Source organism: Salicibibacter halophilus, assembly GCF_006740705.1.
Taxonomy (GTDB): Bacteria; Bacillota; Bacilli; order Bacillales; family Marinococcaceae; genus Salicibibacter; species Salicibibacter halophilus.
Genome location: NZ_CP035485.1, coordinates 2,461,403 through 2,486,483 on the forward strand (window position 1 = coordinate 2,461,403; position 25,081 = coordinate 2,486,483).

Here is a 25,081-nt window from a genome sequence, read left to right on the forward strand (position 1 = left end):
AACCCGTGTTAGAACGAGCTTAACAATGCTATACCCTCATATTTGGCATTTAAATCATATTTTTCGGAGAATATCGAAGTTTTTTTAAGGAGTGAAACGTTTCACTTGATGATTCATGGAGTAAAATGATAAAGTAATTACAAACATTTTTATAAAAAAACTTCGGGGCAGGGTGAAAGTCCCTACCGGCGGTGACAGTCCGTGACCCGGTTTGCGCTTGCAAAACGGTGGATCTGGTGGAACTCCAGAGCCGACAGTGAAAGTCTGGATGGGAGAAGTTTAAGATGCGTATCTTCAAGCGAGCGGTGCTTGAAGTTTATGTACGATTGCAATACGTCTTTCATGCGTATTCGATCCTCATCAAAAAACGAAACCTCGGAGTCCACGAACTCCGGGGTTTTTTTGTCCCTGAAAAAAAGGAGACCGCTGGCCATGAATGATGATTGGTATATGCAGCATGCCTTGGATTTGGCCGCTGCGATGGAAGGGCAGACATCGCCAAATCCGATGGTGGGCGCTGTCATTGTAAAGAACGGGAGGATTGTCGGGACCGGTGCTCATATGGGTGCCGGGGAAGCTCATGCCGAAGTTCATGCCTTGAAAATGGCGGAGGGGCGTACGGGTGGCGCAACCATGTATGTGACGCTCGAACCTTGTAATCACCACGGACGCACGCCGCCTTGTTCAGAGAAAATAATAGAAGCGGGCATTGCGCGTGTCGTCGTCGCCGCAAAGGATGTGAATCCGGAAGTGGCCGGGAGTGGCATCGAAGCGCTTCGGAACGCCGGGGTGGAGACCGAGGTTGGCGTATTGGAAGAGAAAGCGGAAAAACTAAATGCAGCGTTTTTTCATTACGTGCAAACCGGGAAGCCTTATGTGACTGTTAAAACAGCTTCCACTCTCAATGGGGCAATGACATCCCCGAAGGGCGTATCCCCATGGATCACCGGGAAAGCTGCGCTTGCAGAGGTCCATCAACTTCGCCATATTCATGATGTTATTCTCGTAGGTGTTGAAACTGCATTGAATGACAACCCGGCACTCACCACCCGTTTGGAAATCGAAGGAAGAAACCCGATCAGGGTTGTGCTCGACCGCCATTTGCGAACGCCATTGGCTGCCCAGCTTGTTACCGATGGAAAGGCTCCTACATGGATTTTTACGGAAGAAAGCCGGGAATCGAACCACGCATCTGCATTAGAACAAAAAGGTGCGCGAGTCATTTCGATGTCAACGATAACCGCGAAAAGCGTGCTCGAGGAACTCGGCCGGGCCGACATTCAAACCGTTCTGGTCGAAGGCGGGCAAACGATTATTTCCGCATTTATAGCTGAAAATCAAGTCCAACGCTACATCTCCTATGTCGCTCCAAAATTATTCAGTGCAGATGCCGCGAACACGGAACTCGAGGTGGAGCATACACAAATGGTCGGCGGAGATATTAAAATTACAGCGACAACAAAGAAGGGGGATGCATCATGTTCACAGGGCTGATTGAAGAAGTAGGGGTGGTCAAAGACATTGTCCGGACCGGACAAAAAGGGCTGGTAACCATCCATTGTGCCCACGTATTGGAAGACGCCCGGATCGGGGACAGCATCGCCGTGAACGGAGTGTGTCTTACGGTTACTTCGATCCAGGGGGCACAATTTACGGCTGATATCATGAAGGAAACGTTTGCGAGCTCGACCTTATCCCAACTCAGGCACAATGATCCGGTCAACCTGGAACGGTCCATGGCAGCTGCCGATCGTTTCGGCGGACATATCGTCGCGGGCCATACCGATGGGGTCGGGGAGATTATTCAACGCACAACCGAAAGCGAATCGGTGAATTTTCAGATTAAGGTGGAGGGGGGCTTACTGCGCTATATCGTGCAAAAAGGCTCGGTGGCCGTGGATGGCATCAGTCTAACGGTCGCTCATGAGCATGCCGATAGCTTTATCGTCGCGATCATCCCCCATACGCTCGCGGAAACGAATCTCGGCAGCAAATCTGTAGGGGATCACGTGAATATAGAAACGGATATTATCGGCAAATATGTAGAAAAATTATTGCAGCCGGCGAACGATCAGCCGGAGCAAACAATTGATGCGCTTCTTGAGAAAAATGGGTTTTACGAAAGGAGGGAAGGATGATGTTTGATTCGGTGGAAAAGGGGATTAAAGCGCTCCGCGAAGGGAGAGTCATCATCGTTTGCGATGATGAAGATCGTGAAAATGAAGGTGATTTGGTGGCACTCGCGAGCACCGCGACTGCCGATACGGTAAATTTTATGGCCAAACATGGCCGCGGGCTTATTTGCGCCCCCATTACACGGGAGCGAGCGGACCATTTGTCGCTTTCGCAAATGGTTCATGACAACACAGACCCCCACGGCACGGCGTTTACGGTTAGCGTGGATTACCACGAATCTACAACAGGCATTTCTGCCGAGGAACGGGCAAAAACGGTGCGTGCACTCGCCTCCGATACCGCGAGAGCTGCTGACTTTAAGCGACCCGGGCACATCTTTCCCCTTGTAGCGCAGGATGGCGGTGTCCTTAAGCGCGCGGGCCACACGGAAGCAACTGTGGACCTCGCGAGAATCGCCGGTTCAGACGCGAGGGCAGGGTTGATTTGCGAAGTCATGAATGCGGACGGAACGATGGCTCGTGTGCCGGATTTAAAAGTCGTTGCTGATGAGTACGACATCCCGATGATTACCATTGCCGATTTGATTCATTATCGGCGCGAAAATGATTCGCTCGTGCATCGAGAGGTGGAAACTGCACTGCCAACGAAATTTGGTTCCTTTCGGGCGGTTGGGTATACAGATGAAGATGAAGGCCAGGAAAACATTGCGCTCGTTAAAGGGGATATTACCGACGGGGCTCCGGTCCTCGTCCGAATTCATTCGGAATGCATGACCGGTGATGTATTCGGGTCTGAACGCTGCGATTGCGGACCACAGCTGCACGCGGCTTTGGAAAAAATTGAAGAAGAAGGTCGGGGCGTATTGCTTTATATGCGCCAGGAAGGCCGGGGGATCGGCCTCATGAATAAACTTCGCGCATACAAACTGCAAGAAGAGGGATATGACACGGTAAATGCCAATGAGGAACTCGGGTATTCCGCTGACTTGCGCGATTATGGCATCGGCGCTCAAATTTTGCGGGATTTGGGGATTGAAAAAGTGCGTTTGTTAACGAATAATCCATGGAAAATCAGCGGTCTCGAAGGCTACGGCATCCACGTGGACGAACGTATCGGCTTGCAACTGCCTCCTGTGGAACACAACGAATCTTATTTGAAAACGAAGTTTCATAAACTCGGACATTTGCTGGAATTTTAGGAGGTTAATCATGGGAGAAATATTTGAAGGAAACTTGGTAGCAACAGATGTAAAAATAGGAATTGTCGTCGGTCGTTTTAATGAATTCATTACAAGCAAGCTCCTTGAAGGTGCAGAAGGAACGCTGGTCCGGCACGGGGCAAGTTCGGAAAACATTGATGTCGCCAAAGTTCCCGGCGCCTTTGAGATCCCATTTGCCGCAAAACAGATGCTGAATCACAAGCCATACGATGCGATTATTACACTTGGCACGGTCATCCGCGGCTCAACGCCTCATTTTGATTACGTGTGTAATGAAGTCTCGAAAGGGGTATCCTCTCTGTCGCTCTCTTCCGATACACCGGTTATTTTCGGTGTAATTACAACGGAATCCATTGAGCAAGCGATCGAGCGTGCCGGCACAAAAGCAGGAAATAAAGGGGCGGAAGCCGCAACCGCCGCGATTGAAATGGCGAACCTTACAAAAGAATTAAATCAAAAATAACGTGCAGCCGGGGGTAGAACATGTCAAAAGAAGCATTTATGAAAAGAGCTATTCAACTTGCCTGTGAAGCGGTGGAGCATGGCAACACTCCATTTGGAGCAGTTATCGTGAAAGATGGGGAAATGGTTAGTGAGGAAGCCAACGAAGCAACAAACGGAAATGATCCAACGGCCCATGCGGAGTTGCTTGCTATCCGAACGGCGGGAAAAAACCTTCGCAGCGAGAGTTTGGCAGGATGTGAACTGTATGCCAGTGGAGAGCCCTGCCCGATGTGTTTGGGCGCTATCTATGCTGCCGGCATCCAAGATGTTTATGTCGCTTACTCCCTCGAGGAAGCGGTTGACTATGATTTGGCTTCGCCGTATATATACGAACAAGTAGCTAAACCAAGCGATAAAAGGGACGTGGCGTTTATCCCTCTCAAACCAAGCCATGTGGAACGCCACCCCTATGACGTTTGGAAAAACCGGAAATGAGGCAAATGCGATGAATAACAAACATAAAGCCGTCCAGCAAACATTTTCCGCTTCAGCAGAAAAATATGTGGATAGCGCCCTTCACGCAAAAGGAAAAGATTTGCAGGCCCTGGCTGAAACGATCAACCTTACCGGTGAGAAAAAGGTGCTCGATATTGCCACGGGTGGCGGGCACGTGGCAAACGCCCTGGCACCGTTGGCAAAAGAAGTGGTCGCCATGGATGTAACCGTGGAAATGTTGGAATCGGCGGAAACGTTCATTCGCGGAAACGGACATGGCAACGTTGGTTTCGTCGAAGGGGACGCCGAAGCCATTCCATTCCCTGATGAAGCATTCGATGCAGCGATCTGCAGAATCGCCGCCCATCATTTTTCCCGTCCGGACGTATTTTTGCAGGAAACCTTCCGGGTGTTACAGCCCGGAAGCTCTTTTTTCTTGCTGGATAACACAGCCCCGGAAGCAGACATGTTTGACACGTTTTATAATAAGGTCGAAAAACTTCGCGACCCAAGCCATATCCGAGCATGGAAAAAAAGCGAATGGATCGCGAAAGTCGAGGCAGTCGGCTTTACTGTTCAATATGTCCAACGATTCCGTAAAACATTTGAATTTCAAGATTGGTGTGACCGTCTCGACGTCACGGAAAAAACAAGAACAAAACTGCGGCAGAACATGGTCGAATCCCCGCCATCGGTCCAGCAAAAGTTCAATATCCAATACGATGGTGAAGGAAACGTAAGCAGTTTTGACGGGGAATCCATTTTGTTGCACGCGGGGAAATGACAGATCAATTCAAAGTAATGCCATTTTCGGGCATTGCTTTGTTCAATTATACGAAGAGCCATATTGCGGAAGACCAGAGAACTGTCGGGAGGGGATTTCTTGAAAGCTAAATGTCTCAAATTCACTGAATTTGGTGACCCCCAAGAAGTACTTAAAGTTGAATATAAAGACATTCAATCCCCAAAGGAAAACGAGGTACTTGTACGGATGGTAGCCAGGCCAATCAACCCATCCGATTTAATACCGATAAGAGGTGCTTACTCTCACAGAATTTCTTTACCGAATATTCCTGGTTATGAGGGAGTTGGAATTGTTGAAGACGTAGGTTCCTCAGTATCTCAAAGCCTTGTCGGAAGGCGTGTTTTGCCTTTGAGGGGCGAAGGTACCTGGCAGGAGTTCGTTAAAACATCAGCAGATTATACAGTGACAATTCCAAAATCTATTGATGACTTTACAGCTGCGCAAATGTACATAAATCCAATTACAGCTTGGGTTATCTGTACCCAAGAGTTAAGGTTAAGACCAGATGATGTCCTCTTAGTCAATGCCTGCGGTTCATCAATTGGGTATTTTTTTGCCCAATTATCTAAAGTGTTGGGCTTCCGGCTAATTGCGATAACCAGAAATGATAAATATTCAAAAGGCCTACTAAGGCTTGGTGCTTCCTGTGTGATTAATACTTCGATAAATCCATTACACGAAACAGTTATGAATTTAACTGATGGGATTGGAGCCAATGCAGCTATTGATTCAATTGGAGGTTCAGCCGGTAACGACTTAGCATTTTGCGTTCGTCCTGAAGGTACCTTTTTAACCCTAGGTCTTTTATCAGGAATCCAAGTAGACTGGGCAAGGATTAGCAATGAGACAAATGTGAAGGCAAAACTATTTCATTTGCGGCATTGGAATAAAAGAGTCTCTGCAAGTGCTTGGCAGAAGACATTTAACGATCTAATAACATTGGTTAAAGATAAAAAGCTAAGGCTTATGAGACCTAACTCCTGTTACAGCTTATCGGAAATACAGGAAGCTGTTAGGATCGTTGAATCTTCGGAAGGAAATCAAGGCAAGGTGATTTTAACGAACTGACAGAACTGCTTGTTCCAGAATAGAACGCGATTGTTGAGAAATGAGGGAAGGTGGTATTATCTCAACGCTGAAACCGATGGTTTTTTTATCGTGACAGCTTTCCTGTTGATTGCATGCGAAAATGGAAGTGATACTACAGAAGAAAGCGTTAGTGAACTCCCCGAAGAAATGCCTGATGAGTTCGATTTTTCCTTGAAGTATGGTTACAGTGCAGCGAATGAAATTAATACGTATGAAGACACCTATACCAAGGATTTAGCGTCCGATGGTGATGTAACTACAGATTTTGAGTTGTCACCCGAAGAGAGGCAATCCATTTATGATGAAATGAGAAACGTCGATATTCTAAATACACCAAACTATGTCAGTGATACGCAATGTGTAGACCCACATGGGGAAAATCACTTGACCATTACCATTGATGAAGAAACAATTGAAAAGGATTGGATTTCGGCAATGTGCGATGATACGGATGAAAAGTTGAGCGAATTTATTCAATATGTCCACGATGAATATATTGAGCCAACCGAAGAATACCAAGAACTTCCTGAACCGATGGGAGGTTATGATTAAAATAGGATTGAGATGCCTATGATTTAATTTTCCACCTTTCGAGTCTTCCGCAAAAGATGAAATTATTTTGTACTTATTCATTGCTGTACTGTAACTCTCATTTATAATGGAGATATGGAGGGACGCAAAATGAAATGGGAAGAAGCTCGTGAACTATTTCCTGATCAGTTTCTGTTGGTTTCCATTTTGGATTATCATTACGAAGGTGACAAGAAGATAGTGGACGAGGTTGCTCCAATTCGACCAATCAAAGATGAAGATGCAAATAAAGAGTTTTTTAATGCAAAAGAGGGAACGATGGTTTATCATACAGGGAATAATAATTTTGTCATCCATATACGTAGAGATCCTCTAATGAAAGTGAGAAGGATCTAATGGAGCTATTTTATGATGGACAACTTATCACGACCTCTTTAACTGTCACATTCCGTGGGGAAGCATTAAAGATAGACGATGTGGTTGTGGATACCGGATCATCCCATACTGTTATTTCACCAGATTTTAGAATCAATCGGAGTAACATATGAAAATGGAGACACGATTTATGAGGCATATGGTATTGGTGGCAGCGTTCCATTTTATACAAAAAGAATGGATCAAATACAGATAGACGCATTCACTAAAAGAGACGCTCAAATAGATGTAGGAATGTTGCCTCAAGAACATAGTGCATTGCTTGGGTTAGAAATATTAAAGCATAGTAATTTTGTCATTGATTTAGATAAATTAAAATTGTACCCATCCAAGCAGGAAAATGATTAGCTTTGGGGCATAAGAAGGGCTGGTCATCACCCGTCATTTTAGCGGACGGCAGTGAAACGAGACACTATTCAAGAAAAGAGGCGCGTTTGGGCAATAAAAAGATGTCGTAAATTGCAATATTAAATGCAACACTTCCATCATGGACCGTGACACAGGGTGTCGATGGCTCGTGCGAAAACATCTTCGGCGCTCCATAGCCTAAGATTTTACGTGGCAGCCCATTCATCCATGCTTTCGACGTTTTGTAGCTTTTCGTCCGTGCGCATGGTTCGCTTTGCTTTTCTTGATAAATCGTTGTATCAGTTCATTAGGGCTCATTGGAGCCACGCTCGTACGATGCAAAAGGGTGGGAAAAGTAGATGGAGATCCCTTCTTTTGACCCAAGGCATCCAGTTCACATCAATTGTCGGAGTGACCGACGAAAGGAAGTTTTAGGTTTGAACAGATTTCAAAATTTTGATCTTAGGCAATACGAGCGAAGCGCTTATGTTGAGTAAGATGGCACCCTTAGGAATCAGGTCAAATTCTTGCATAACTTCTGCTTTCAGATGTTCTTCGTAAATAGGGCACCCGCAATCGCATTGATTTGAGATATTTAACGCGCACTGGACCTGTGGTTTTTTTCGGAATATCCGCTTGCTCGGCTAGAAGTATGCCTCGGAAAGATCGGCTGCTTCTTCCAGATTCTTTGCACAAGCCCAACAACGAACATACACAAAGGCAGCAAAACCCCGATAACAACAATTAATATCATCGAGCCATAATAGTAGAAATCATACTCCTCAATGATATTTTGATTTTCTGTATTAGCCAAGGCGACCAGAATCATTCCAATCGGAATCACAAGTGGGCGGTAATCTTTTGCTTTTATGATTTCTGCAACTGTAATTGATATTGCATAGAGATAAATCGTCATTTTAAAAAAAAACGTGACGTAAAAAATGATATAAAGTAACGATTCAAGCCTTTCAATCATATCACCTATGTTTATCTCTTGAGACAGGGCAAAACCCGGAAAAAGCGTGATCGTCGTGACTTCGGGAGTTAGTACCGTAACAGAAAAGAATGTGGCAATAAAGAGGATCAAACAAGCCACGATATATCCCTTTATGAAAGCTTGTTCTCCCCTCTTTTTGTCTTGTACAGCACGGGGGAAGATGATGAGAAATAAAATGGCATGGCTCCCAATCACTTTAGCAATGAAAAAAAGAACAGCCTTGATATATTGGGATGGTGCTTGCTCGAAGAAGGGCTCGATAAAACCAAGGTCAGCTTCCGGAAGAAGGAAAATGGTAAAAAAACATAAGGCACCCAAAAAGAAGACAAGCATGAGTTCCGCAGCCCGGCTAAATGTCTCAATCCCTTGATAAACAGCAAGAATAACGACTGCCGCGAAAAGCGTTATGACAACCACAAAAGGTGTGCTCGGCAAGATATTTGTATTGATAAATGAACCGAAGAAATCCATATGGGACGGGGCGATCAATATCGGAAGAAATAAAAAAAGCACCCCCGCCAATTTACCTGGCCAGTGGCCAAACAGGCATTGTAACATCGTGATCAAAGAAGCATTGGGAAACCAGCGCGCGATCGTGATGATCAGTAATACCAACGGCAACCCGGCAATCATCCCGATTAATGGAATCCACCAGCCGTCCTGATTCGCTTGATTTGTCAATGAAAAAGGCATAGTAATCATATTTGTGCCGCACATGGTAAAAAGGATGAGAATGAAAAATTGATTAGCCGATATCATGTTTTGTTTCAAAATCCTTGAGGCCCCTTTTTGAAAGAATCGTCTCCGTCAGTCGAAGTATTGTTCCGCGAGGGCGGTCATCAAACGTGACAAGCTGGGGATGGGAATTTCCAACAGAAACAGTATCCATAAAATCATAGCCATCCCCCACAATGAATAAAATGCCGATTTTAAATGTATGTCATCGTTTGCCTTTAGTGAGCTTTTTTGACTGTACAAAACGATCATACCTACGGTCACAGCCCCGGCTACTTTAAGTGCTGCCGCCATTTTCGTGCTCCTGTACATTGAATGAATTGTCTATTTCACCGATTCCTTTAATATTAGTTTGAACGGAAAATTCAATTTGCAAATCGGAAAATTCCTCTGGCCAATCATCAACATTCTGCCAATAATCAGGCGCTTGCCGGTGTATCTCCTGGCCGAACCCAAGGACATCCGCCCTCTTTGTCTGTACGGTTTCTAGCATGTTCTCCAACATTCTTGTCACTTCCTGATCATTTTGTTTCTCTGCTTTTTTTAATGTTGATTCTTGGCGTAAATCGAAATCGTTGCAATGGACTTCGGATATATTCGCGTCTATCTCTAGATTAAGATGCACAATTGGCTGTCCATCCCATATTTCGCGCCCGTTTAAGCGTCAAATTTAATTTTTGCAGGAATTTGGCCTTCTTGTATCAAAGTGTAGAAGGAAGCCAGATTTTGAGGTGATTCCTGTGACTGAATCCATGGAAGGTATATCGGGCTTTCAAACGGTGCGTCTCGGCTCCACTCCCGTGATTCGCCAATTGATTGAAGAAGCTGGATTGGTCGAACGTATCGATAGACTTTCTCCCGTCAAAAAGGAAGATTGCCAAGTGTCCGTGGGCACACGGATCGCCGCTTTGATCATCAACCAATTGTCTGATCGTAAGCCCCTCTTCAAGGTCGAAGCATTCTATGAAAACCAAGATGTTGAATTGCTGTTCGGCCCAGGCGTCACTGCGAGTGATTTCAATGATGATGCGCTGGGACGGGCCTTAGATGCCCTTTATAACGCCGGGCTTGAAGAGATTTGTATGCACAGCATTCAAGGGGTGCAATCCTGCGTCAACCTTACGTGGGAAGGGCTGCACGCTGATACCACGTCCTTTGTATATACAGGTGCACCCAAAAACGACCCCGATGATGAGGCGTTATTAAAAATCGTCCATGGCCACACCAAAGATCATCGCCCGGATGCTCCGCAGATTAAATTCGGGTTGACGACATCACCGGAGGGCATCCCCGTCTATGCCGACGTCTTAAACGGCAATCAGGATGATAAAACATGGAACGCGAAAGTCATGAAAGCTCTGAGACAATGGTACGAGCCGGATCAGTTGGCCCAAGCGATTTTTATCGCGGACAGCGCACTGGTCACCGAAGACAATTTAAAAATGGTCCAAGGCAAAGGGGATCAGCCAGATTTTCAGTTTTTATCCCGGTTGCCGGAAAATTTTAAAGTGGCCAAAACACTGAAAGAAAAAGCCTTGAAGGACGATGAAAATGAATGGGAAGATATTGGCCACTTTGTCAACCGCAAAGGGGCGGCTTCTTATCACACCTATCCCGCCAAAGAGAAACTGCACGGAAACCCCTACCGGTTTCTGGTTGTTCAATCCGATCAAATGGATGGTCGGAAGAAAAAGAAGATCGACAACCAACTCAAAAATGAAAAGCAAAGCTGTCGCAAAGAGCAAAAAGAGCTGGAAAGCCGGGACTTTGCTTGTGAGGCCGATGCCGAAGCTGCGCTTGCCGACTTTCTCAAGCACCATCACAAAGGGTATCATACGTTTGAAGGCACCGTGGTCCGTGAAGAGGTGCCCGGCAAACGCGAGAAACGCGGGCGTCCCAAAAAAGGGGAACCGCCGCCTCCGCCGGTCACCGTCTATCGTGCCCAATTAGAGCTGCAATCCCCGTCGGAAGAGACCCTCGAACAGCTTCGCAAAGAAGCGTCCATCTTTATCCTGGTCACCAATGCGGGCAACGACACGGCCTCCGACGTGGACCTATTGAAAGGCTATAAAGGCCAACAAACCGTGGAAAATCGCTTCCGGTTTCTCAAGGATCCGTTTTTTGTCCGACGGCTTTTCTTGGAAAAACCCCGCCGTGTCGAAGCTTTTGCTTATGTGATGATGATGAGTATGATGATTTATTCCCTGTTCGAATACCTCATTCGCACAAGCATGGAAACAGATGACGAGCCCCTGAATTTGATGGGGGGCGGTGGCCGTCGAAGCATTCGCCCGACGGGCGAAGCTGTCTTAGAACTGCTGGATACCGTCGATATTATTCACATGGAGATCGACGGTCAACTCCGACGGTTGTTTCCGGATAATCATGAGCCGCAATTGGACCGCATCCTCAGTTTGTTAGGGATGGATCGGAGCGTTTATACGACACCGTTTAGCTCAAAAGCTGTCGAAATCAATAGCCAGTAATCATAGCTCGGGCATTCCTTTGCTCGTTTGATGTCGAATGACGAGGGAATGGCTCAACATTTGTCTTGTGCATATTATTCAAAGGCATTCATTCCCTGAACGGCATGTCCATACCAACCAAAAGAAATTACCTGGATGTTGCCCTCGCGAAATCTGGGGTCCATTATCCATGGAAACGACAATTTCCGGTTCTGTTTGAAGACTTTCGATTGCCATTGTGCCAACGTCAGGACACGGTACACTTTCAGCACTATCTTGTACGGCACCATCTGCATACTGAAACGCCTTGCTCTGACTCTCGTCCAACCACCCGACCAACTGATTATTTCGAAAGATCGCCGTGCTATCCAACACCCGGTGCCCTTTTGGTTTGGTTGACTCGACGTTTTGCGTGGTCTGAGCTTTCTCCATATCCCCAACCGCAGATACCCCCAATAAGCTTGGTTCCACTCCCGCTGACAGCGTTTTTTGGAGAAGCTCTCCCATCCTGACCCCGTCAATCAAAGCAGTGCTCTGTTCTCCATGTTCAATGGAATGCAAAATATTAATCGATCCTACCCCCTCGAGCCGAGGCACCATCTCTAAAATGTCGTGAGCGGATCCATCCTTGGCGATGAGGATCATATAATCACTGCGAACTTCATGATCCCGGTAGAAAAAATCCATCACATCCTCCAAGCCCTCCTCCGCAATTTCTTCGCTGATGATCAGAGAAGCCATGTGCGAGAAATACGCCCGCCTTGGCGCTTCTTTTAAAATCTCACGCGCTGCTTCATGAATCGTAGTTCCCGACACTTCATAAATAGCAACTGGTGATAGGCCAGCAGCTTCTTCTGTGATCGCGAGTTCACTCGGATTGATCACCTGCATATTCAACACATAGTCACCATTATCCCCCTGATCGATGGCTATACCACTGATGATGCTGATTTCATTCAGTTCCCATTGATCCCAACAACCGCTTAGCGAGACAACTATGATTAAAATGAGAAAACTGCGTATACAAATTTTCATCTACTATCCCCTTCGTGATGGTTAGGCGCCGGTCTGTGGGTATCTTGACGGACTTCATCTTCTTTACTCAGTAAATGCGGCCGTGAATTCATCATCCATTTTGGAAAACGTAAAAGCGTATCTTGTTGTTCGCTTGGGATAAACGGTGATAGACCTGAAAGATATGGGACGCCGAAAGATTTTAAACCGCATAAATGCAAAACCATCACGGTGAATCCGAGAAATAGCCCATATAGCCCAAAAATTCCAGATAACAACATGTAAAAAAAACGAAGGATTCGAATCGGAATACCGATGGCATATGCCGGAAACATAAAACTGCATATAGCTGTAAAAGCAACAACGATGACGACTGCGGCCGAAATAATCCCCGCTTCTACCACAGCCGTCCCAATAATGAGCGCGCCGACAATCGATAATGCTTGGCCTACGGGTTGCGGCATGCGAATGCCTGCTTCTCTAATGATTTCAAAAGTAACCTCCAATATCAAAACCTCTATAATGGTGGGAAAAGGCGTCCCTTTATACTGTAACCAGGGTGTTGGACACAAAATGAGAAAAAATAAGATAAACTATAGCTATGAGTAAGAAAAGAAAAACATACAGCCCAGAAGAAAAAGCCAAGATTGTTTTGGAAGTTTTGAGAGAGGAAAGCACCCTCAAAGAGATATCCCAAAAATATGGGGTGAGTCAACAGTTGATCAGTCGATGGCGGACGGAATTCCTGGATAATATGCCATCCGTGTTTGATAAAAAGGCTGCCAAAACCGAAAAGTTAAAGCAGGAGCATGAAGCTGAGAAGGAGGAGCTCATTAATCAAATCGGTCAGCTTACGGTAGAAATGAACTGGCTCCAAAAAAAACAGAAACAGGTCTCGGATTGGAGGAGAAAAAAGCAGTAATCGATTTTGACAGTAAAGAGATCTCCGTTAAGCGCCAGTGTCAACTTTTGGATCTATCCAGGTCGACGGCTTATCATCCGATCATCGTTAAGCAGCCTGATCAGAAGGAAATTGCCATTAAAAATACCATCGACCGAATCCACTATGATGAGCCTGCATTCGGCTGTCGTCGCATTCGTGGAGAACTGCATAAACGTGGCTTCAGCGATGTAGGATTCAAACGTACACGCCGATACATGGAAGAGATGGGCATTGTCGCCTTTTACCCTGGGCCGAACTTGAGCAAACGGGATTTACAAGCACGAACCTATCCTTACTTGCTTCGGGGCGTGAGCATCACCCACCCCAATCATGTTTGGGGCATTGACATCACGTATTGCGGCACGCCTACAGGCTTTATGTACCTAGTGGCCATCATCGATTGGTTCTCACGGCTCGTTGTGGGTTGGGCCTTGAGCAACACGATGCATACCGATTTTATCATACGCGCCGTGGCGGAGGCGATCAACGCTTATGGTAAACCTGACATCATCAACAGTGACCAGGGAAGCCAGTTTACATCTAACGATTACATCGACTTTATCAAAAGCTATGAAACCGTGAAAATCAGCATGGACGGGAGGGGACGAGCGACAGACAATGCCCGAACAGAGCGGTTTTTCCGGAGTTACAAATGGGAAAGACTCTATCTCCTGTGTCCGGAAACGGTCTCGGAATTGAAGCAAATGACCAAGCTTTATATGTCTCATTACAACTGGAACAGGCCTCATCAAGCTTTAGAAGACTATGAACCGGCACGCATTTATTTTGGCGAATGTGGTCGTTAAGGCACCCACTCTAGCGAAAGGAACAGACGCTACAAATCGCTCGTTTTCGCCTTGCTGGGAGCCGCCGAAGGGTACCATTGACAGCTGTGTTCGCTTCCGTGATCCGGCGGATGGGGTCGGGGCCCCGCCGCAGGATCGGGTTTGAAGCGATGGGTTCGTGGTAAACTTCGCATGCGGCTGATGGCTCTTTGAGCTTTTTTCACCCAGTCGCCATCACATGCACACCACGAACCCAAACAGCTGTCAATGGCGGCGGATCCGAGTGGTGAAACTGGGAGGAATCCACAAATATCAGAAGCAAGTAGTAAGAGCTATATGAAGTTCAAATGCAATCCATTTCAGAGGGGAGGATTTATCTTAAAAAATCATTTTTCGTGTCTTGACAAAGGGTTACATTACACTTCGCTTTGCGCGGTCAAACTGACCAGCAAGTTAAATGGGATTAACTCTTGATGATAAGTTGTAAATGCAATATATAAGGAAGGAGTCAGTAAAGCGAATAATACCGACAAATATCGCAACAATCGAATTGCCGACCCGATATCGGCACGTTGCGCATAGTCTTCGGCACTTTGAAAAAACTGCACCATAAGAGCAGGCACAACCAAAACAAACGGAGTCCCATCCACCATGATCGCGATTTTTCCTTCAAGAATCTGGCTTGTAACTGTATCAGGGCGTTCCGTGCTATAGACGGTCGGGAAAGGAGTGTAAAACTGATCTTGAATCAGTTCTTCGAGTTCGCCTCCAGAATTAATGGCATCGGTATTTATACGGTCAAGGCGCGTACGCAATTCAGCGAGTACGGCTTCGTCAGCCACCCCATTTAAATAGCCAAGCACCACTTTTGTTTTCGTGCGCTTTCCAAGCGTTCGGGATTCAAACCAAAGATTTTCATCATTTAACCGACGTCTGATTAAAGAGGTGTTGACCCGTACATTCTCCAAAAATGCCTCTTTCGGACCGCGTATCACCTTCTCTACGTTCGATTCCTCAATTTGCCTTTCGGCCCATTGACTGATGTCTACCCCGATACAACAAGGGAATCCATCTACGATACAAATCGCGTGCCCTTGTAAAAGGTGATTGAGCATTTTTTGAAAATGTTCAATTTCGGTTATTTCCCCAAATTGTTCAAAATAAGTTTGTGCCTTCGCCCATACATCTCGATCGATCGATACTGAATCAGAATGAGCCATCAGTTCTTCAACCGCTCTTAGATCTACCATACCGTCCATATAGATGATCGCCGCATATTTAGATTGATTTTTTCCCAGAAAGAAATGCCGCACAACCAGATCGGCACTGCAGCCCACGTACGCTTTTACTTCCTCAATGTTTTTAAATAGTTCTTTATATAATGAACGGTCGATTTTTTTTGATTTGGCACGGTATTTTCTTTTCATGAATATGTACATAAGAAGACCTCACAACTCATCCTTTGATGTTTATTATGAAGGAACAAGGCTATAATTATTCAAAAGAAGAAACCCAATAGAAATATTTCTGCGGCGAGGTTTATGTAACCTTATATGTTCATAAGGCATACGAAAAAAACCGTCCCTACACACCAGGGACGGTGGTGCCATTGATGTATTTTTTCTGTTGAGGAATTTATTGCGCGGAGAGTGTGAAGTGGCGCGCGGGGCAAACGAGGATTAGCGGCACCGAAATATCGGTTGGCCCATGGGCTATGTTCGTAGATGTCTATCTATGTGACCGTTAGGGGAAACGATCAGTTGTATGTTTCAGCCCCCAGAACGAGCAACCTTGTTGTTATAATAGATGGGACGGTTGGGAGATGTGTGAGAGAGCCCCCAATACAGTCCCGGCGTACAAGGCTTGTTATATGGAGATTGTTTGTTTTTTAGAGTGGTTGGGCTTGTACGCACGTCTCTACGTTAAGGCGTTTGATTTGCTGTTTGTTGTTGTTTCTGTTCTTGCTGCCTGCGGGAAGATTCCAGTTTCAGAAATCGCAAATCTTCTCCGACGACTTCCGTAACAAACACTTTTTCTTCCTCTTTGTTCGTAAACTGCCTGATTTGAATTCTTCCCGTGACCGCGACGAGTGAGCCTTTGTGGCAGTAATTGGCCGTGTTTTCCGCCCGTTTTCGCCAAATGGTGCAAGGGATAAAATCAACATCGTTTACACCTTCGTTATTTTTAAAAGGACGCTGAACGGCAAGGAACAATTTTACATAGGCGACTCCGGAATTTGTAAACATTAGGTCGGGGTCTTTCGTTAAACGACCGATCAATGTGACTTGATTTAACAATTTTTCACGACCCTTCTCGTTTTCAATTGTAGGAAACTAGTCGTTATGGGATAATAAATAAGGTGGGTGTTTGACAGCGGAGGGGAATGCTGTCAAAAATGTTCGGAGTTGAGAATGAGGTTTCAACCAAAGCTTTTTCTTGCCATCGCAAACCTCCTTTCGCGGAGTCAAAATAATTATATCATAGGTCCCGGTATATTTTAAATAGATAATCCAAAAGATTTATAAAATTTTTTATAAAAAATTGCTTTAGTTGAGAAATGACCCATTGCATCATATAATGACATAGTAGGGGGGGAATATTGATGAAAGTAAAAAAAGCAGTTATCCCGGCGGCAGGACTGGGGACGCGTTTTTTGCCGGCGAGTAAAGCCTTGCCGAAAGAAATGTTGCCGATTGTCGATAAACCAACGATCCAATACATAGTGGAAGAAGCGATCGCGTCAGGCATCGAGGACATTCTCATCGTGAGCGGCCGTGGAAAACGCGCCATTGAAGATCATTTTGACAAATCATATGAATTGGAAGAGACATTGGAACGAAGTGGAAAATGGGAACGGTTGGAAGAAGTAAAAAAAATCTCTAATATGGCCAGTATTCATTATGTGCGGCAAAAGGATCCACAAGGCTTGGGACATGCTATCGCCTGTGCCCGTACATTTATCGGAAATGAACCTTTTGCCGTCATGCTCGGGGATGACATTGTCCGTTCCGAAGGCAAACCCTGTTTGCAACAACTCATGGAAATCTACGAGGAAAGGGAATCCTCTGTATTAGGTGTGCAAAATGTGCCGGAGAACAAAGTTTCAAGTTACGGGATCGTTTCTGCCGCGAATGGAACAGATGCGAGCGTCGTCAATGTGACGGATCTTGTAGAAAAACCAAAGCAAGAAGAAGCCCCTTCAAGCTTGGCTATCATGGGTCGATACGTACTGACACCTGAAATTATGCCGATTTTGGAAAACTTGCCCCCGGGGGCGGGAAATGAAATTCAACTTACGGACGCCATTAAGCGTTTGGCTGAAGAGCAGGAAGTAAATGCGTTTCGTTTCGAAGGCGATCGATATGATGTCGGTGATAAACAAGGCTTCATCCAAGCCACCCTCGACTTCGCTCTTCACCGTGAAGATTTAAGCGAAGGCTTAAAAGCTTATATTAAACAATTAAATCTTTAAAAGGACACAAAAAAGAAGGCATGCGAAAAAATTCTAACCGCGCCGGTTAGTGTGTTCGCTGCCTTTTTTTAGATTGGGTGCTTGCAGCCTATGAAGGAATTTAGTGAACGGTTTATATTCTTGGTGGATGAGCCCTAGTCTTTCAGCGCCTAATTCAATGAGCAAAGCGAAGCTTATTGTGACGAATGCCGTGACCCAGATAGTGGATATCGTGAGCACGATGGCAGATATGCCAAAGAATGCGCACCACGCGTAAATCAAAAGCACCGTTTGCTTATGGGAGTAACCTAATCGGAGCAAACAATGATGAAGGTGGGAGTGATCGGCGGACGAAAGCGGTCGTTGGTTCACGATTCTGCGAATGATCGCGAAGAATGTATCGGAAATGGGCACGGCCAACAAAATGATTGGAACGAGCAAGGAGAAGATGGTTATGTTTTTAAATCCTAACAAAGCGATCACCGATATCATGAAACCGAGAAATAAGGAACCGGTATCTCCCATAAAAAGTTTGGCCGGGTTAAAGTTATAAACAAGAAACCCGAGCGTGCTGCCAAGTAGAAGGACACCGATAACCGTTACAAACGTGTTGGCATTCATAACAGCTACTGTCGTAATCGATATAAGTATAATAGAAGATAAGCCCGCTGCTAAACCATCCAGTCCATCAATAAAATTAATGGCATTCGTGACCCCGATGATCCATAATAACGTTAAAGGCAGGCTCAACCAGCCGAGTTGCCACTGAATATCAAATGGCAGGTTAATAAACTCCAAGTGGACCCCGCCGGCAATGACAGCTAAAGCCGCTGCGACCTGGCCAAATAGTTTCCAACGCGCAGAAATCTGAAAAAGATCATCCACAAACCCGGTTAACGTCATAATAATAGCTCCAATGATGATCGGGATGATGGAGGAATCTTCGGGTTGTGCAATAAATAATCCAATAAAAAAAGCAAAAAATATCGCCAGGCCACCGCTCCGCGCCATTGCTCGCTTATGTATTTTCCGATGATTCGGATGATCGGTCGCGCCGATTTTTATGGCAAACTGCTTCGTTAGTGGTGTGATCACAAGAGCAATGACAAAACAGGCACATAAAGACGTAACGGTAATCATATCCAAACCTCCCGTCTTACTATGCCCGAATCGTAGAAAATAATGAGCGGGAAAAATATCCGCATTTTTATAAAAAACAGATTAAGGTAAGCGAGGATGGAATATAAGACACCTTTACAAGGGAGGGGGGGGAGAAAATTGTCTAGTGGTTGCAATCACTATTCACATCGGTTGGTCACCAAGACGTTTCGTGTTGACGTTTTTAGAATAGACCATTACATCACCATGAAAATGGTTCATGAAGAACGAATCGTAGGGAGGAGAAACGGCTAACGTCGCATGAAGCGCTTATGATGCCCGAAATATGAAAAGGGCAGTCACAACAGTCGCCATAGATCCCCTGGCATCGCTTCTGTCATGCACAACAATCGCCTGCATCCAATTTTAGAGCGACAATGACAGATGATAACTTATTTTAGCCACTCTGCACTTATGCAACGTACCAGAAATTATTTCGCCCATTTTGCAGGGGAAATAGAGAAATCACAGAGCCGGGGTGCGATGAAAGGTCTAACGCACCCCGGAAAGCGAGAAATCGCAGGGCCGGGGTGCGAAGAAAGGCCTAACGCACCCCGGAAAGCGAGAAATCGCAGGGCCGGGGTGCGAAGAAAGGCCTAACGCACCCCGGAGTGAGAGAAATCGCAGAGCCGGGGTGAGATGAAAGGTCTAACGCACCCCGGAAAGCGAGAAATCGCAGAGCCGGGGTGCGATAAAGAAGGTCTGTTCCGTTCCCGTGCTTGTTTCGGTTTCCTGGTACAGCTTTGTCTTCTTTTTATGCCGAGGTCACCCTCCCTTCGACACATTCGATTCGCTTTTCGGTCTCCTTCCATGCCGAAGCTGTGCATGTTCAGGTTGTGATCTGATTTTTTCGTTTTGATAGAACGGGTGTCCAACGTTCGTATCCATTCGATCACTTACACGTTTTTCAAGATCCGCTCACCGGACGGGAATGTAGAATTGTCCGAACCGGGATAGGTCTCGGACATGTCCCCATTAACGGCGGCCGATGCCGTAATAATCAAAGCCATGTGCTTTAAAGGCATTCGCATCCAGGGTGTTTCTGCCGTCGATAATAATTTTTCCTGCCATAGAAACAGACATATCGGCGATTGAATATTGCTTATACATGTCCCATTCGGTGACGAGCAAAGTTGCCTCCGCGCCTGATAACGCGTCTTCGGCCTCGTTGTGCAAGGTTACGGCTCTCGGCAAAAGCGGTGCGGCTGCATCCAACACGATCGGATCATGGGCGTGCACGTCCGCGCCTGCTTTGACAAGTTCGTGGATGATATCAATCGATGGCGCGTAACGCATGTCGTCTGTCCCTGGTTTAAATGCCAGTCCCAGGACAGCTATTTTAAAATTTTGCAACCCTTGCGGAAATCGTTGCTGTAAAATATCTACAGGTTTTAATCGTTGTTTTGCGTTAATGGCAATGGTTGAGTTTAACATATTTGCTTCGTACGCCTTGTCTTTTGCCAACGAGATAAGCGCCTGTACGTCTTTCGGAAAGCACGAACCGCCGAATCCCAGTCCGGCGCTAAGAAAGTGGGGGCTGATTCGGCGATCGGCGCCGACCCCCCGGGCAACTTCATCGATGTCTGCCCCGTATGCGTCGCAAATATTCGCGATTTCGTTTATAAACGAGATTTTCGTTGCCAAAAAGGCATTCGAGGCGTATTTAATCATTTCCGCGCTGCGCGCCGAGGTTGTAATGATTTGCTCACGATCAGCCAGTGACGCATGCAAGCGCACAAGACGTTCGCTCGCCCAATCAATATCCGTACCGATGACTATCCGATCAGGATTGAACGTGTCTTTTACGGCTGAGCCTTCCCGCAAGAATTCCGGAACGGAACATACCGCGATGTCGGCATTTGCGTTTTTTTTCCGGATGATGCTCTCTACTTCTTCAGCGCTTCCGATCGGTACGGTTGATTTATTGACGATGACGGTCTGCCTATCGGCGGGAAGTGCTTCAGCCAGCTCCTCGGCGACTGCCCGCACAAAGGATAAGTCCGCGGACCCATCATCCCTTTGAGGGGTTCCGACCGCGATCATAATAATATCACTATCCATGGCACTATTAGCCAAATCAGATGTGAAATGAATACTTTCGTTATGGATGTTTTTCTGCAGTAAGGGTTCCAATCCATCTTCATAGATCGGGCTCATCCCTTGCTTAAGTTGCTCAACTTTTTGTTCATCTTTGTCGACACAAACAACATTATTTCCGAGCTCGGCAAAGCATACACCGGAGACGAGTCCAACGTATCCGGTGCCAACGATGGTCAATTTCATTTTTTATGAACCTACTTTCTGTTTTTCATTACATCTTTTATAAAATCAAGTTCGGGAAAACGAAGGACAATAAACAGGGCTATCAATAATACGAAAAGAACGGCTCCTCCGCTTAATAAAGCAACAAAAGGGTTAGCAGGAAAAAATACAGAGGTAAATAGAGCTAATCCAACGGTTATAATAATTGTCAGACTCGTGAATTTGCCCAACGTTGCCCACATTGCTTTCCGTAGTGGTTTCTTTCCCCATTCTATCACACCTTTTAATCCAAGCAAGAGCAGCAGAAAGTTAAAGCCTGCACTGATCGTTGTCCCCCAGGCAAGTCCTGTCGCGCCTAATGGGCCAATCAAAGCGATGTTTAAGAGAACATTTAAACCCACTACGGATACCAGGCTTACGATCAATGGATAGATGGACCGTTCGTATGCGTAATAAAAACGGGTGATGTAGACGTTTGCGGCGTGAAAAAACATCCCGATGGCAAACACTTGCAGAAGGGGAACTGCCATAGCGGTAGACGCTTCCGTAAATTGTCCGTACTGAAAAACCGCTTGCACGGTCGGTTCCGCATAAAAATACAGAAAGACGGAAATCGGGATAATGGCGAGGGCGAGTAAATGTAACCCTAGGGAAAAAAAGTTCGCTATGTGACGATCCTCCCGTTGGGCTACTTTTCGCGATAGCACGGGCATGATGACGGTCGTTACAGCTGTCATCAAAATCGATTGCGGCATTTGCACCAATTTGGACGTGTGGTTTAACGCCGTAATAAAGCCTTCGTCCAACCAGGCGGCGAAAACACGATGTAACAGAAAATAAATATGTAACGTCGCGCCTCCGAGCATAACCGGCACCATCATCATAAACGTACGCCAAACCTTCTCCGAACGATGAAATGTTAAGCGAAAGTGAAACAATCGATTTTTTTTAATGACATAAATGAGGAAAACAAACATGAGAATAGCCCCTAAGGTCGCGCCGTACCCGTGGGCAAACGCGTCAAGCCAGGGGAAAAGGAGAACCGCGATGACCAAAAAAGAACCATTCATCACCAACGTAGAAATCGCAGCAATGGCAAAGCGATCGTTGACCGTTAACAGGCTTCGTAACCACATCGATAAAATCAAAAAAAAGGTGGCCGGTGCCATCACTTGAAACAACCGTGCGGATAACACTGCTGTGTGTGTATCTAAGCCCGTGAACAGTAGGTTGATGATAATATCGGAAAATAACACGAAACAGACGGTAAGAAGAGTGAGTCCAACCATTAACCAACTAAAAAATGATTCAAGGTACTTTCCTTGTTCACGCGGGTCTTCGATTTTGCCATAAACAGAAATGAATGCGGTCGCGATCGCGCCTCCGGCCGTGATGTATAGCAAATTTGGAATCGTATAGGCGATAATAATGCTGTCGGCCTGAAAGGCTGTGCCGAATTGATAACCGGCAACCGCTTCACGAAAAAAACCAAGTACACGTGCGATGAAATTAATGAGGGTGACTGAGCCTATGATGGTGAGTAACTGTCTGCCTTTCATTTTCTCAGCCTTTCCATGCATGCTGATCTTAAGTGGCTTCCAGAAAGTTTCGTAAAAGTTTCAGTATTTCATGTCGGCCACTATCAAAAGGGGGTGGAGTGAAGCCTTCGTCTACACGTCTCAAGTCAGCGGCCAAATCATCGCTGCTCAAAACATGACCTGTTTTCACAAATTGTTCGATGATCTCTTCTTGATGATCATCATTATGCTCTCCGTATCTCGATAGGCGGGCGCGGGCAATCACAGGTTTTCTTTTTTTAACGCCCGTGATAATCGAGCCCGTGCCGCCGTGGGAAATAATGACGCGTGCTTGATCGTAAAGCATGTCCATTTCCGCGTAATCGAGAAAGGGGCGGCCGTGCAAATGGGTAAACCTTTCAACGGGGGTATGGCCGTTTTGCACGTAAAGCTTTTCATCTATAACTCCTTTATCGGCAAGCGTCTCGACTTCTTGCAAAAGGCGAGTAAAGGGGCGTTCATGGGTTCCAAGGACAACGAGTATCAATAGATGGACCCTCCATAAACCGCTTTCGGGTAATGGGTGAGCATCGTTTCCCATTGGACGATAAATAGATCCGCGACCGGGTATACGAGTTGGCCAGATAAAGTGGGGGATTGCGTTTTCGCGAAGCTTTCAATAAAAATGATTTTTTTTCGAAAACATTTTGCGATATAGCACATCGGCACAGCCGTGTGGGTGCCGGTTGTAATGATCACATCCGGTCTTTTTCGTAAATAAAGCCACAGCGATTTGCCGGCATTATAGGCAAACTTGAACATAAACCGAAACAGGTAATGTCTCCCCCCGTGAAGAAGAAAAGACATGGGGTAACGCGTGGCCATTTTTTCGGTCACCGCGGTTTTTTCCGTGACGATATGGCAGTCGTATTCCTCTGTGAGTGGGTGCAGCTGTAAAAGTTGGGTCAGGTGACCGCCGACAGATGAGATAAGCATGATTTTTCTTTTTTTCATGGTGATGGATGTTCCTCCACGACTTGATCATAAAGACGAATCACGTCTTGGATGATGGTATGCGTGTCATAACGGTTTGCTTTTTCAAAGCCCTTGTTAATCTGGTTTTTTAGTAATTCGGGCTGCGTTAATGTGTGGTGAATCGCTGACGTTAAGGATGTAATGTTTTTCGGTGCCGCCAAAGTCCCGGCTCCTTCTGACAACAGATGAGAAAGACCGCCGACATGGCTGGCAACGACCGGGGTGCCGCATGCCATGGCTTCCAGTGCGACAAGCCCGAACCCTTCCATATGGGAAGGGAGCACAAATAAGTCGGCATGGGTCATAAAACGTGCCACTTCGTCCTGGGGTTTCGGTCCATGGAAATGGGTAATGTCACGCAACTCCAGGGCGTCGACACAGGCATGGAGCCTCTGCTCATAGTCTTGATTCTTCGCGGCACCGATAAGGTGAAGATGGATATTTTCTCCGCTTTGTTGCAAAACGGAAATGGCAGACAAAAGTTCTTCCACGCCTTTTTCTTTCACGAGGTTTCCGACAAAAAGAAGATGTATTTCCCCGTCCACTTGGCGGAAGGGACTGGCTTCTTCTTTTCGCGGATAAAAAATCGTGCGGTTAACGCCCATATTTAAAAGCGATACACGGTATTCGGGAACATTGTACGTCGTGACGACCTCCCGATAGAGGGCGGGTCCCACGGTGATTACGTGAGCAGCATCTCTTAGGATAAGCTGGGTCAGTTTTTTAAAAAAAGTCCCTTTTCGTGCCATTTTATCCAAATCTCCTCCGTGGACGGTGACGATATAGGGTGCTTTGCGCACACGGGAAAAGAGTCTGGCGAACACGCCTGATGGAAAAGCGTAGTGGGCATGGATTAGGTCGTACGGCTTTGTGAAACGGCGAATGGCGGATGCACTCCAAAGGAGATGTTTTTTCAAAACATGCATTTTTCCACTCCGCGGATCATTGTTTGCCGCGACAGTTAGATCCACCCCGGCAGCTTGTAATCCTTCCACTTGATTTTTGACGAAAATTCCAAAGAAAGGAGAAGTCGGTCCGGGAAACATGTTGCTAATGACAAGTACACGCATGGGCAGTGCTCCTTATCTTTTTGGCGAGTGTTTTTGGTTTTAGTTTCGCCAACTTTGCGGTTGATTCATACGCTGGAATGGCAGAGGATGAACGAACCTCCCAATAAAAGGTGCCATGTTTTGTTTATGGCCCCCTGAAAGGGAGAA

General features: G+C 46.1%; 25 protein-coding genes, 1 pseudogene and 1 riboswitch. Of the genes and pseudogenes, 13 read left to right on the plus strand and 13 right to left on the minus strand.

From position 1 onward, the window contains the following. The first annotated feature begins 154 nt into the window (after positions 1 to 154). Positions 155 to 284, plus strand: a riboswitch (FMN riboswitch). Positions 285 to 432: 148 nt separating this feature from the next. The 10 genes from ribD (at position 433) to EPH95_RS12020 (ending at position 7,502) form a co-directional block, all read left to right on the plus strand. After that, positions 433 to 1,494, plus strand: coding sequence for a bifunctional diaminohydroxyphosphoribosylaminopyrimidine deaminase/5-amino-6-(5-phosphoribosylamino)uracil reductase RibD (gene ribD / locus EPH95_RS11975; protein ID WP_142090284.1), 1,062 nt, complete (start codon positions 433 to 435; stop codon positions 1,492 to 1,494). Continuing rightward, positions 1,479 to 2,138 carry a riboflavin synthase gene (locus EPH95_RS11980; RefSeq protein WP_142090286.1) on the plus strand — a complete coding sequence of 220 codons (660 nt, stop codon included), beginning with the start codon at positions 1,479 to 1,481 and terminating at the stop codon, positions 2,136 to 2,138. The genes ribD and EPH95_RS11980 overlap by 16 nt, the downstream gene beginning before the upstream one ends. Next, a complete protein-coding gene (locus tag EPH95_RS11985) occupies positions 2,138 to 3,334 on the plus strand; it encodes a bifunctional 3,4-dihydroxy-2-butanone-4-phosphate synthase/GTP cyclohydrolase II (protein ID WP_142091599.1) in 1,197 nt (398 codons plus the stop codon). The genes EPH95_RS11980 and EPH95_RS11985 overlap by 1 nt, the downstream gene beginning before the upstream one ends. A 10-nt stretch (positions 3,335 to 3,344) precedes the next feature. Further along, positions 3,345 to 3,818, plus strand: coding sequence for a 6,7-dimethyl-8-ribityllumazine synthase (ribH, locus tag EPH95_RS11990; protein WP_142090288.1), 474 nt, complete (start codon positions 3,345 to 3,347; stop codon positions 3,816 to 3,818). Between the two features lie 20 nt (positions 3,819 to 3,838). Further along, complete coding sequence (locus tag EPH95_RS11995) at positions 3,839 to 4,294, plus strand: nucleoside deaminase (RefSeq protein WP_142090290.1); 456 nt, start codon at positions 3,839 to 3,841, stop codon at positions 4,292 to 4,294. Between the two features lie 10 nt (positions 4,295 to 4,304). Next, positions 4,305 to 5,078, plus strand: coding sequence for a class I SAM-dependent methyltransferase (locus tag EPH95_RS12000; protein WP_142090292.1), 774 nt, complete (start codon positions 4,305 to 4,307; stop codon positions 5,076 to 5,078). Between the two features lie 99 nt (positions 5,079 to 5,177). After that, the gene (locus tag EPH95_RS12005) at positions 5,178 to 6,167 is read left to right on the plus strand and encodes a zinc-dependent alcohol dehydrogenase family protein (protein WP_142090295.1); all 990 of its coding nucleotides are present in this window, start codon (positions 5,178 to 5,180) and stop codon (positions 6,165 to 6,167) included. A 90-nt stretch (positions 6,168 to 6,257) separates the two neighbouring features. Next, complete coding sequence (locus tag EPH95_RS12010; RefSeq protein ID WP_160141746.1) at positions 6,258 to 6,740, plus strand: hypothetical protein; 483 nt, start codon at positions 6,258 to 6,260, stop codon at positions 6,738 to 6,740. Positions 6,741 to 6,869: 129 nt separating this feature from the next. Then, positions 6,870 to 7,115 carry a hypothetical protein gene (locus tag EPH95_RS12015; protein ID WP_142090299.1) on the plus strand — a complete coding sequence of 82 codons (246 nt, stop codon included), beginning with the start codon at positions 6,870 to 6,872 and terminating at the stop codon, positions 7,113 to 7,115. Between the two features lie 78 nt (positions 7,116 to 7,193). After that, positions 7,194 to 7,502 (plus strand): hypothetical protein, encoded by a 309-nt coding sequence (locus EPH95_RS12020; RefSeq protein WP_227003892.1) that lies wholly within the window; start codon positions 7,194 to 7,196, stop codon positions 7,500 to 7,502. Positions 7,503 to 8,097: 595 nt separating this feature from the next. Here the strand turns inward: EPH95_RS12020 and EPH95_RS12025 are convergent. The 3 genes from EPH95_RS12025 to EPH95_RS12035 are packed head-to-tail and all read right to left on the minus strand — an operon-like array spanning position 8,098 to position 9,880. Continuing rightward, complete coding sequence (locus EPH95_RS12025) at positions 8,098 to 9,270, minus strand: GerAB/ArcD/ProY family transporter (protein WP_142090301.1); 1,173 nt, start codon at positions 9,268 to 9,270, stop codon at positions 8,098 to 8,100. 36 nt (positions 9,271 to 9,306) lie between these two features. Continuing rightward, positions 9,307 to 9,528, minus strand: a complete 222-nt coding sequence (locus EPH95_RS12030; RefSeq protein WP_142090303.1) for a hypothetical protein — start codon at positions 9,526 to 9,528, stop codon at positions 9,307 to 9,309. Further along, complete coding sequence (locus EPH95_RS12035) at positions 9,512 to 9,880, minus strand: Ger(x)C family spore germination C-terminal domain-containing protein (RefSeq protein WP_142090305.1); 369 nt, start codon at positions 9,878 to 9,880, stop codon at positions 9,512 to 9,514. Before EPH95_RS12035 ends, EPH95_RS12030 begins: the two co-directional genes overlap by 17 nt. A gap of 94 nt (positions 9,881 to 9,974) precedes the next feature. On the opposite strand from EPH95_RS12035, the gene EPH95_RS12040 reads away from it, so the two are divergent. Further along, entirely contained in the window at positions 9,975 to 11,720 is a 1,746-nt protein-coding gene (locus EPH95_RS12040; protein ID WP_142087587.1) for an IS1634 family transposase, read from the plus strand. A gap of 78 nt (positions 11,721 to 11,798) precedes the next feature. On the opposite strand, the gene EPH95_RS12045 is transcribed toward EPH95_RS12040, so the two are convergent. Beyond that, positions 11,799 to 12,734: a Ger(x)C family spore germination protein gene (locus tag EPH95_RS12045; RefSeq protein WP_142090307.1), complete on the minus strand. Its 936-nt coding sequence runs from the start codon at positions 12,732 to 12,734 to the stop codon at positions 11,799 to 11,801. Next, positions 12,731 to 13,285, minus strand: coding sequence for a spore germination protein (locus tag EPH95_RS12050; protein ID WP_227003893.1), 555 nt, complete (start codon positions 13,283 to 13,285; stop codon positions 12,731 to 12,733). The genes EPH95_RS12045 and EPH95_RS12050 overlap by 4 nt, the downstream gene beginning before the upstream one ends. Before the next feature lie 29 nt (positions 13,286 to 13,314). Between EPH95_RS12050 and EPH95_RS12055 the strand changes: the two are divergent. Beyond that, positions 13,315 to 14,462 (plus strand): annotated as a pseudogene (locus EPH95_RS12055) (IS3 family transposase). Between the two features lie 395 nt (positions 14,463 to 14,857). Here the strand turns inward: EPH95_RS12055 and EPH95_RS12060 are convergent. Both EPH95_RS12060 and EPH95_RS12065 read right to left on the minus strand, forming a co-directional pair. Further along, positions 14,858 to 15,868 (minus strand): spore germination protein, encoded by a 1,011-nt coding sequence (locus EPH95_RS12060; RefSeq protein ID WP_160141748.1) that lies wholly within the window; start codon positions 15,866 to 15,868, stop codon positions 14,858 to 14,860. 495 nt (positions 15,869 to 16,363) lie between these two features. Then, entirely contained in the window at positions 16,364 to 16,738 is a 375-nt protein-coding gene (locus EPH95_RS12065; protein ID WP_142090313.1) for a single-stranded DNA-binding protein, read from the minus strand. A gap of 305 nt (positions 16,739 to 17,043) precedes the next feature. Between EPH95_RS12065 and galU the strand changes: the two genes are divergently transcribed. Continuing rightward, on the plus strand, positions 17,044 to 17,913 hold the full coding sequence (galU, locus tag EPH95_RS12070) for a UTP--glucose-1-phosphate uridylyltransferase GalU (protein WP_319592781.1): 870 nt from the start codon (positions 17,044 to 17,046) through the stop codon (positions 17,911 to 17,913). Between the two features lie 33 nt (positions 17,914 to 17,946). Here the strand turns inward: galU and EPH95_RS12075 are convergent, their stop codons facing one another. From EPH95_RS12075 to EPH95_RS12100, 6 genes are all read right to left on the minus strand, one after another. Beyond that, positions 17,947 to 19,032 (minus strand): glycosyltransferase family 4 protein, encoded by a 1,086-nt coding sequence (locus EPH95_RS12075; protein WP_142090316.1) that lies wholly within the window; start codon positions 19,030 to 19,032, stop codon positions 17,947 to 17,949. 993 nt (positions 19,033 to 20,025) lie between these two features. Next, positions 20,026 to 21,333 (minus strand): UDP-glucose dehydrogenase family protein, encoded by a 1,308-nt coding sequence (locus tag EPH95_RS12080; RefSeq protein ID WP_142090319.1) that lies wholly within the window; start codon positions 21,331 to 21,333, stop codon positions 20,026 to 20,028. 11 nt (positions 21,334 to 21,344) lie between these two features. Next, positions 21,345 to 22,871 (minus strand): murein biosynthesis integral membrane protein MurJ, encoded by a 1,527-nt coding sequence (gene murJ, locus EPH95_RS12085; protein ID WP_160141749.1) that lies wholly within the window; start codon positions 22,869 to 22,871, stop codon positions 21,345 to 21,347. A gap of 28 nt (positions 22,872 to 22,899) precedes the next feature. Next, a complete protein-coding gene (locus tag EPH95_RS12090) occupies positions 22,900 to 23,376 on the minus strand; it encodes a glycosyltransferase (RefSeq protein WP_142090323.1) in 477 nt (158 codons plus the stop codon). Beyond that, positions 23,373 to 23,843 (minus strand): PssD/Cps14F family polysaccharide biosynthesis glycosyltransferase, encoded by a 471-nt coding sequence (gene pssD, locus EPH95_RS12095; RefSeq protein ID WP_142090326.1) that lies wholly within the window; start codon positions 23,841 to 23,843, stop codon positions 23,373 to 23,375. The genes EPH95_RS12090 and pssD overlap by 4 nt, the downstream gene beginning before the upstream one ends. Continuing rightward, positions 23,840 to 24,934, minus strand: a complete 1,095-nt coding sequence (locus EPH95_RS12100; protein WP_142090328.1) for a glycosyltransferase — start codon at positions 24,932 to 24,934, stop codon at positions 23,840 to 23,842. Before EPH95_RS12100 ends, pssD begins: the two co-directional genes overlap by 4 nt. Positions 24,935 to 25,081: the final 147 nt, after the last annotated feature.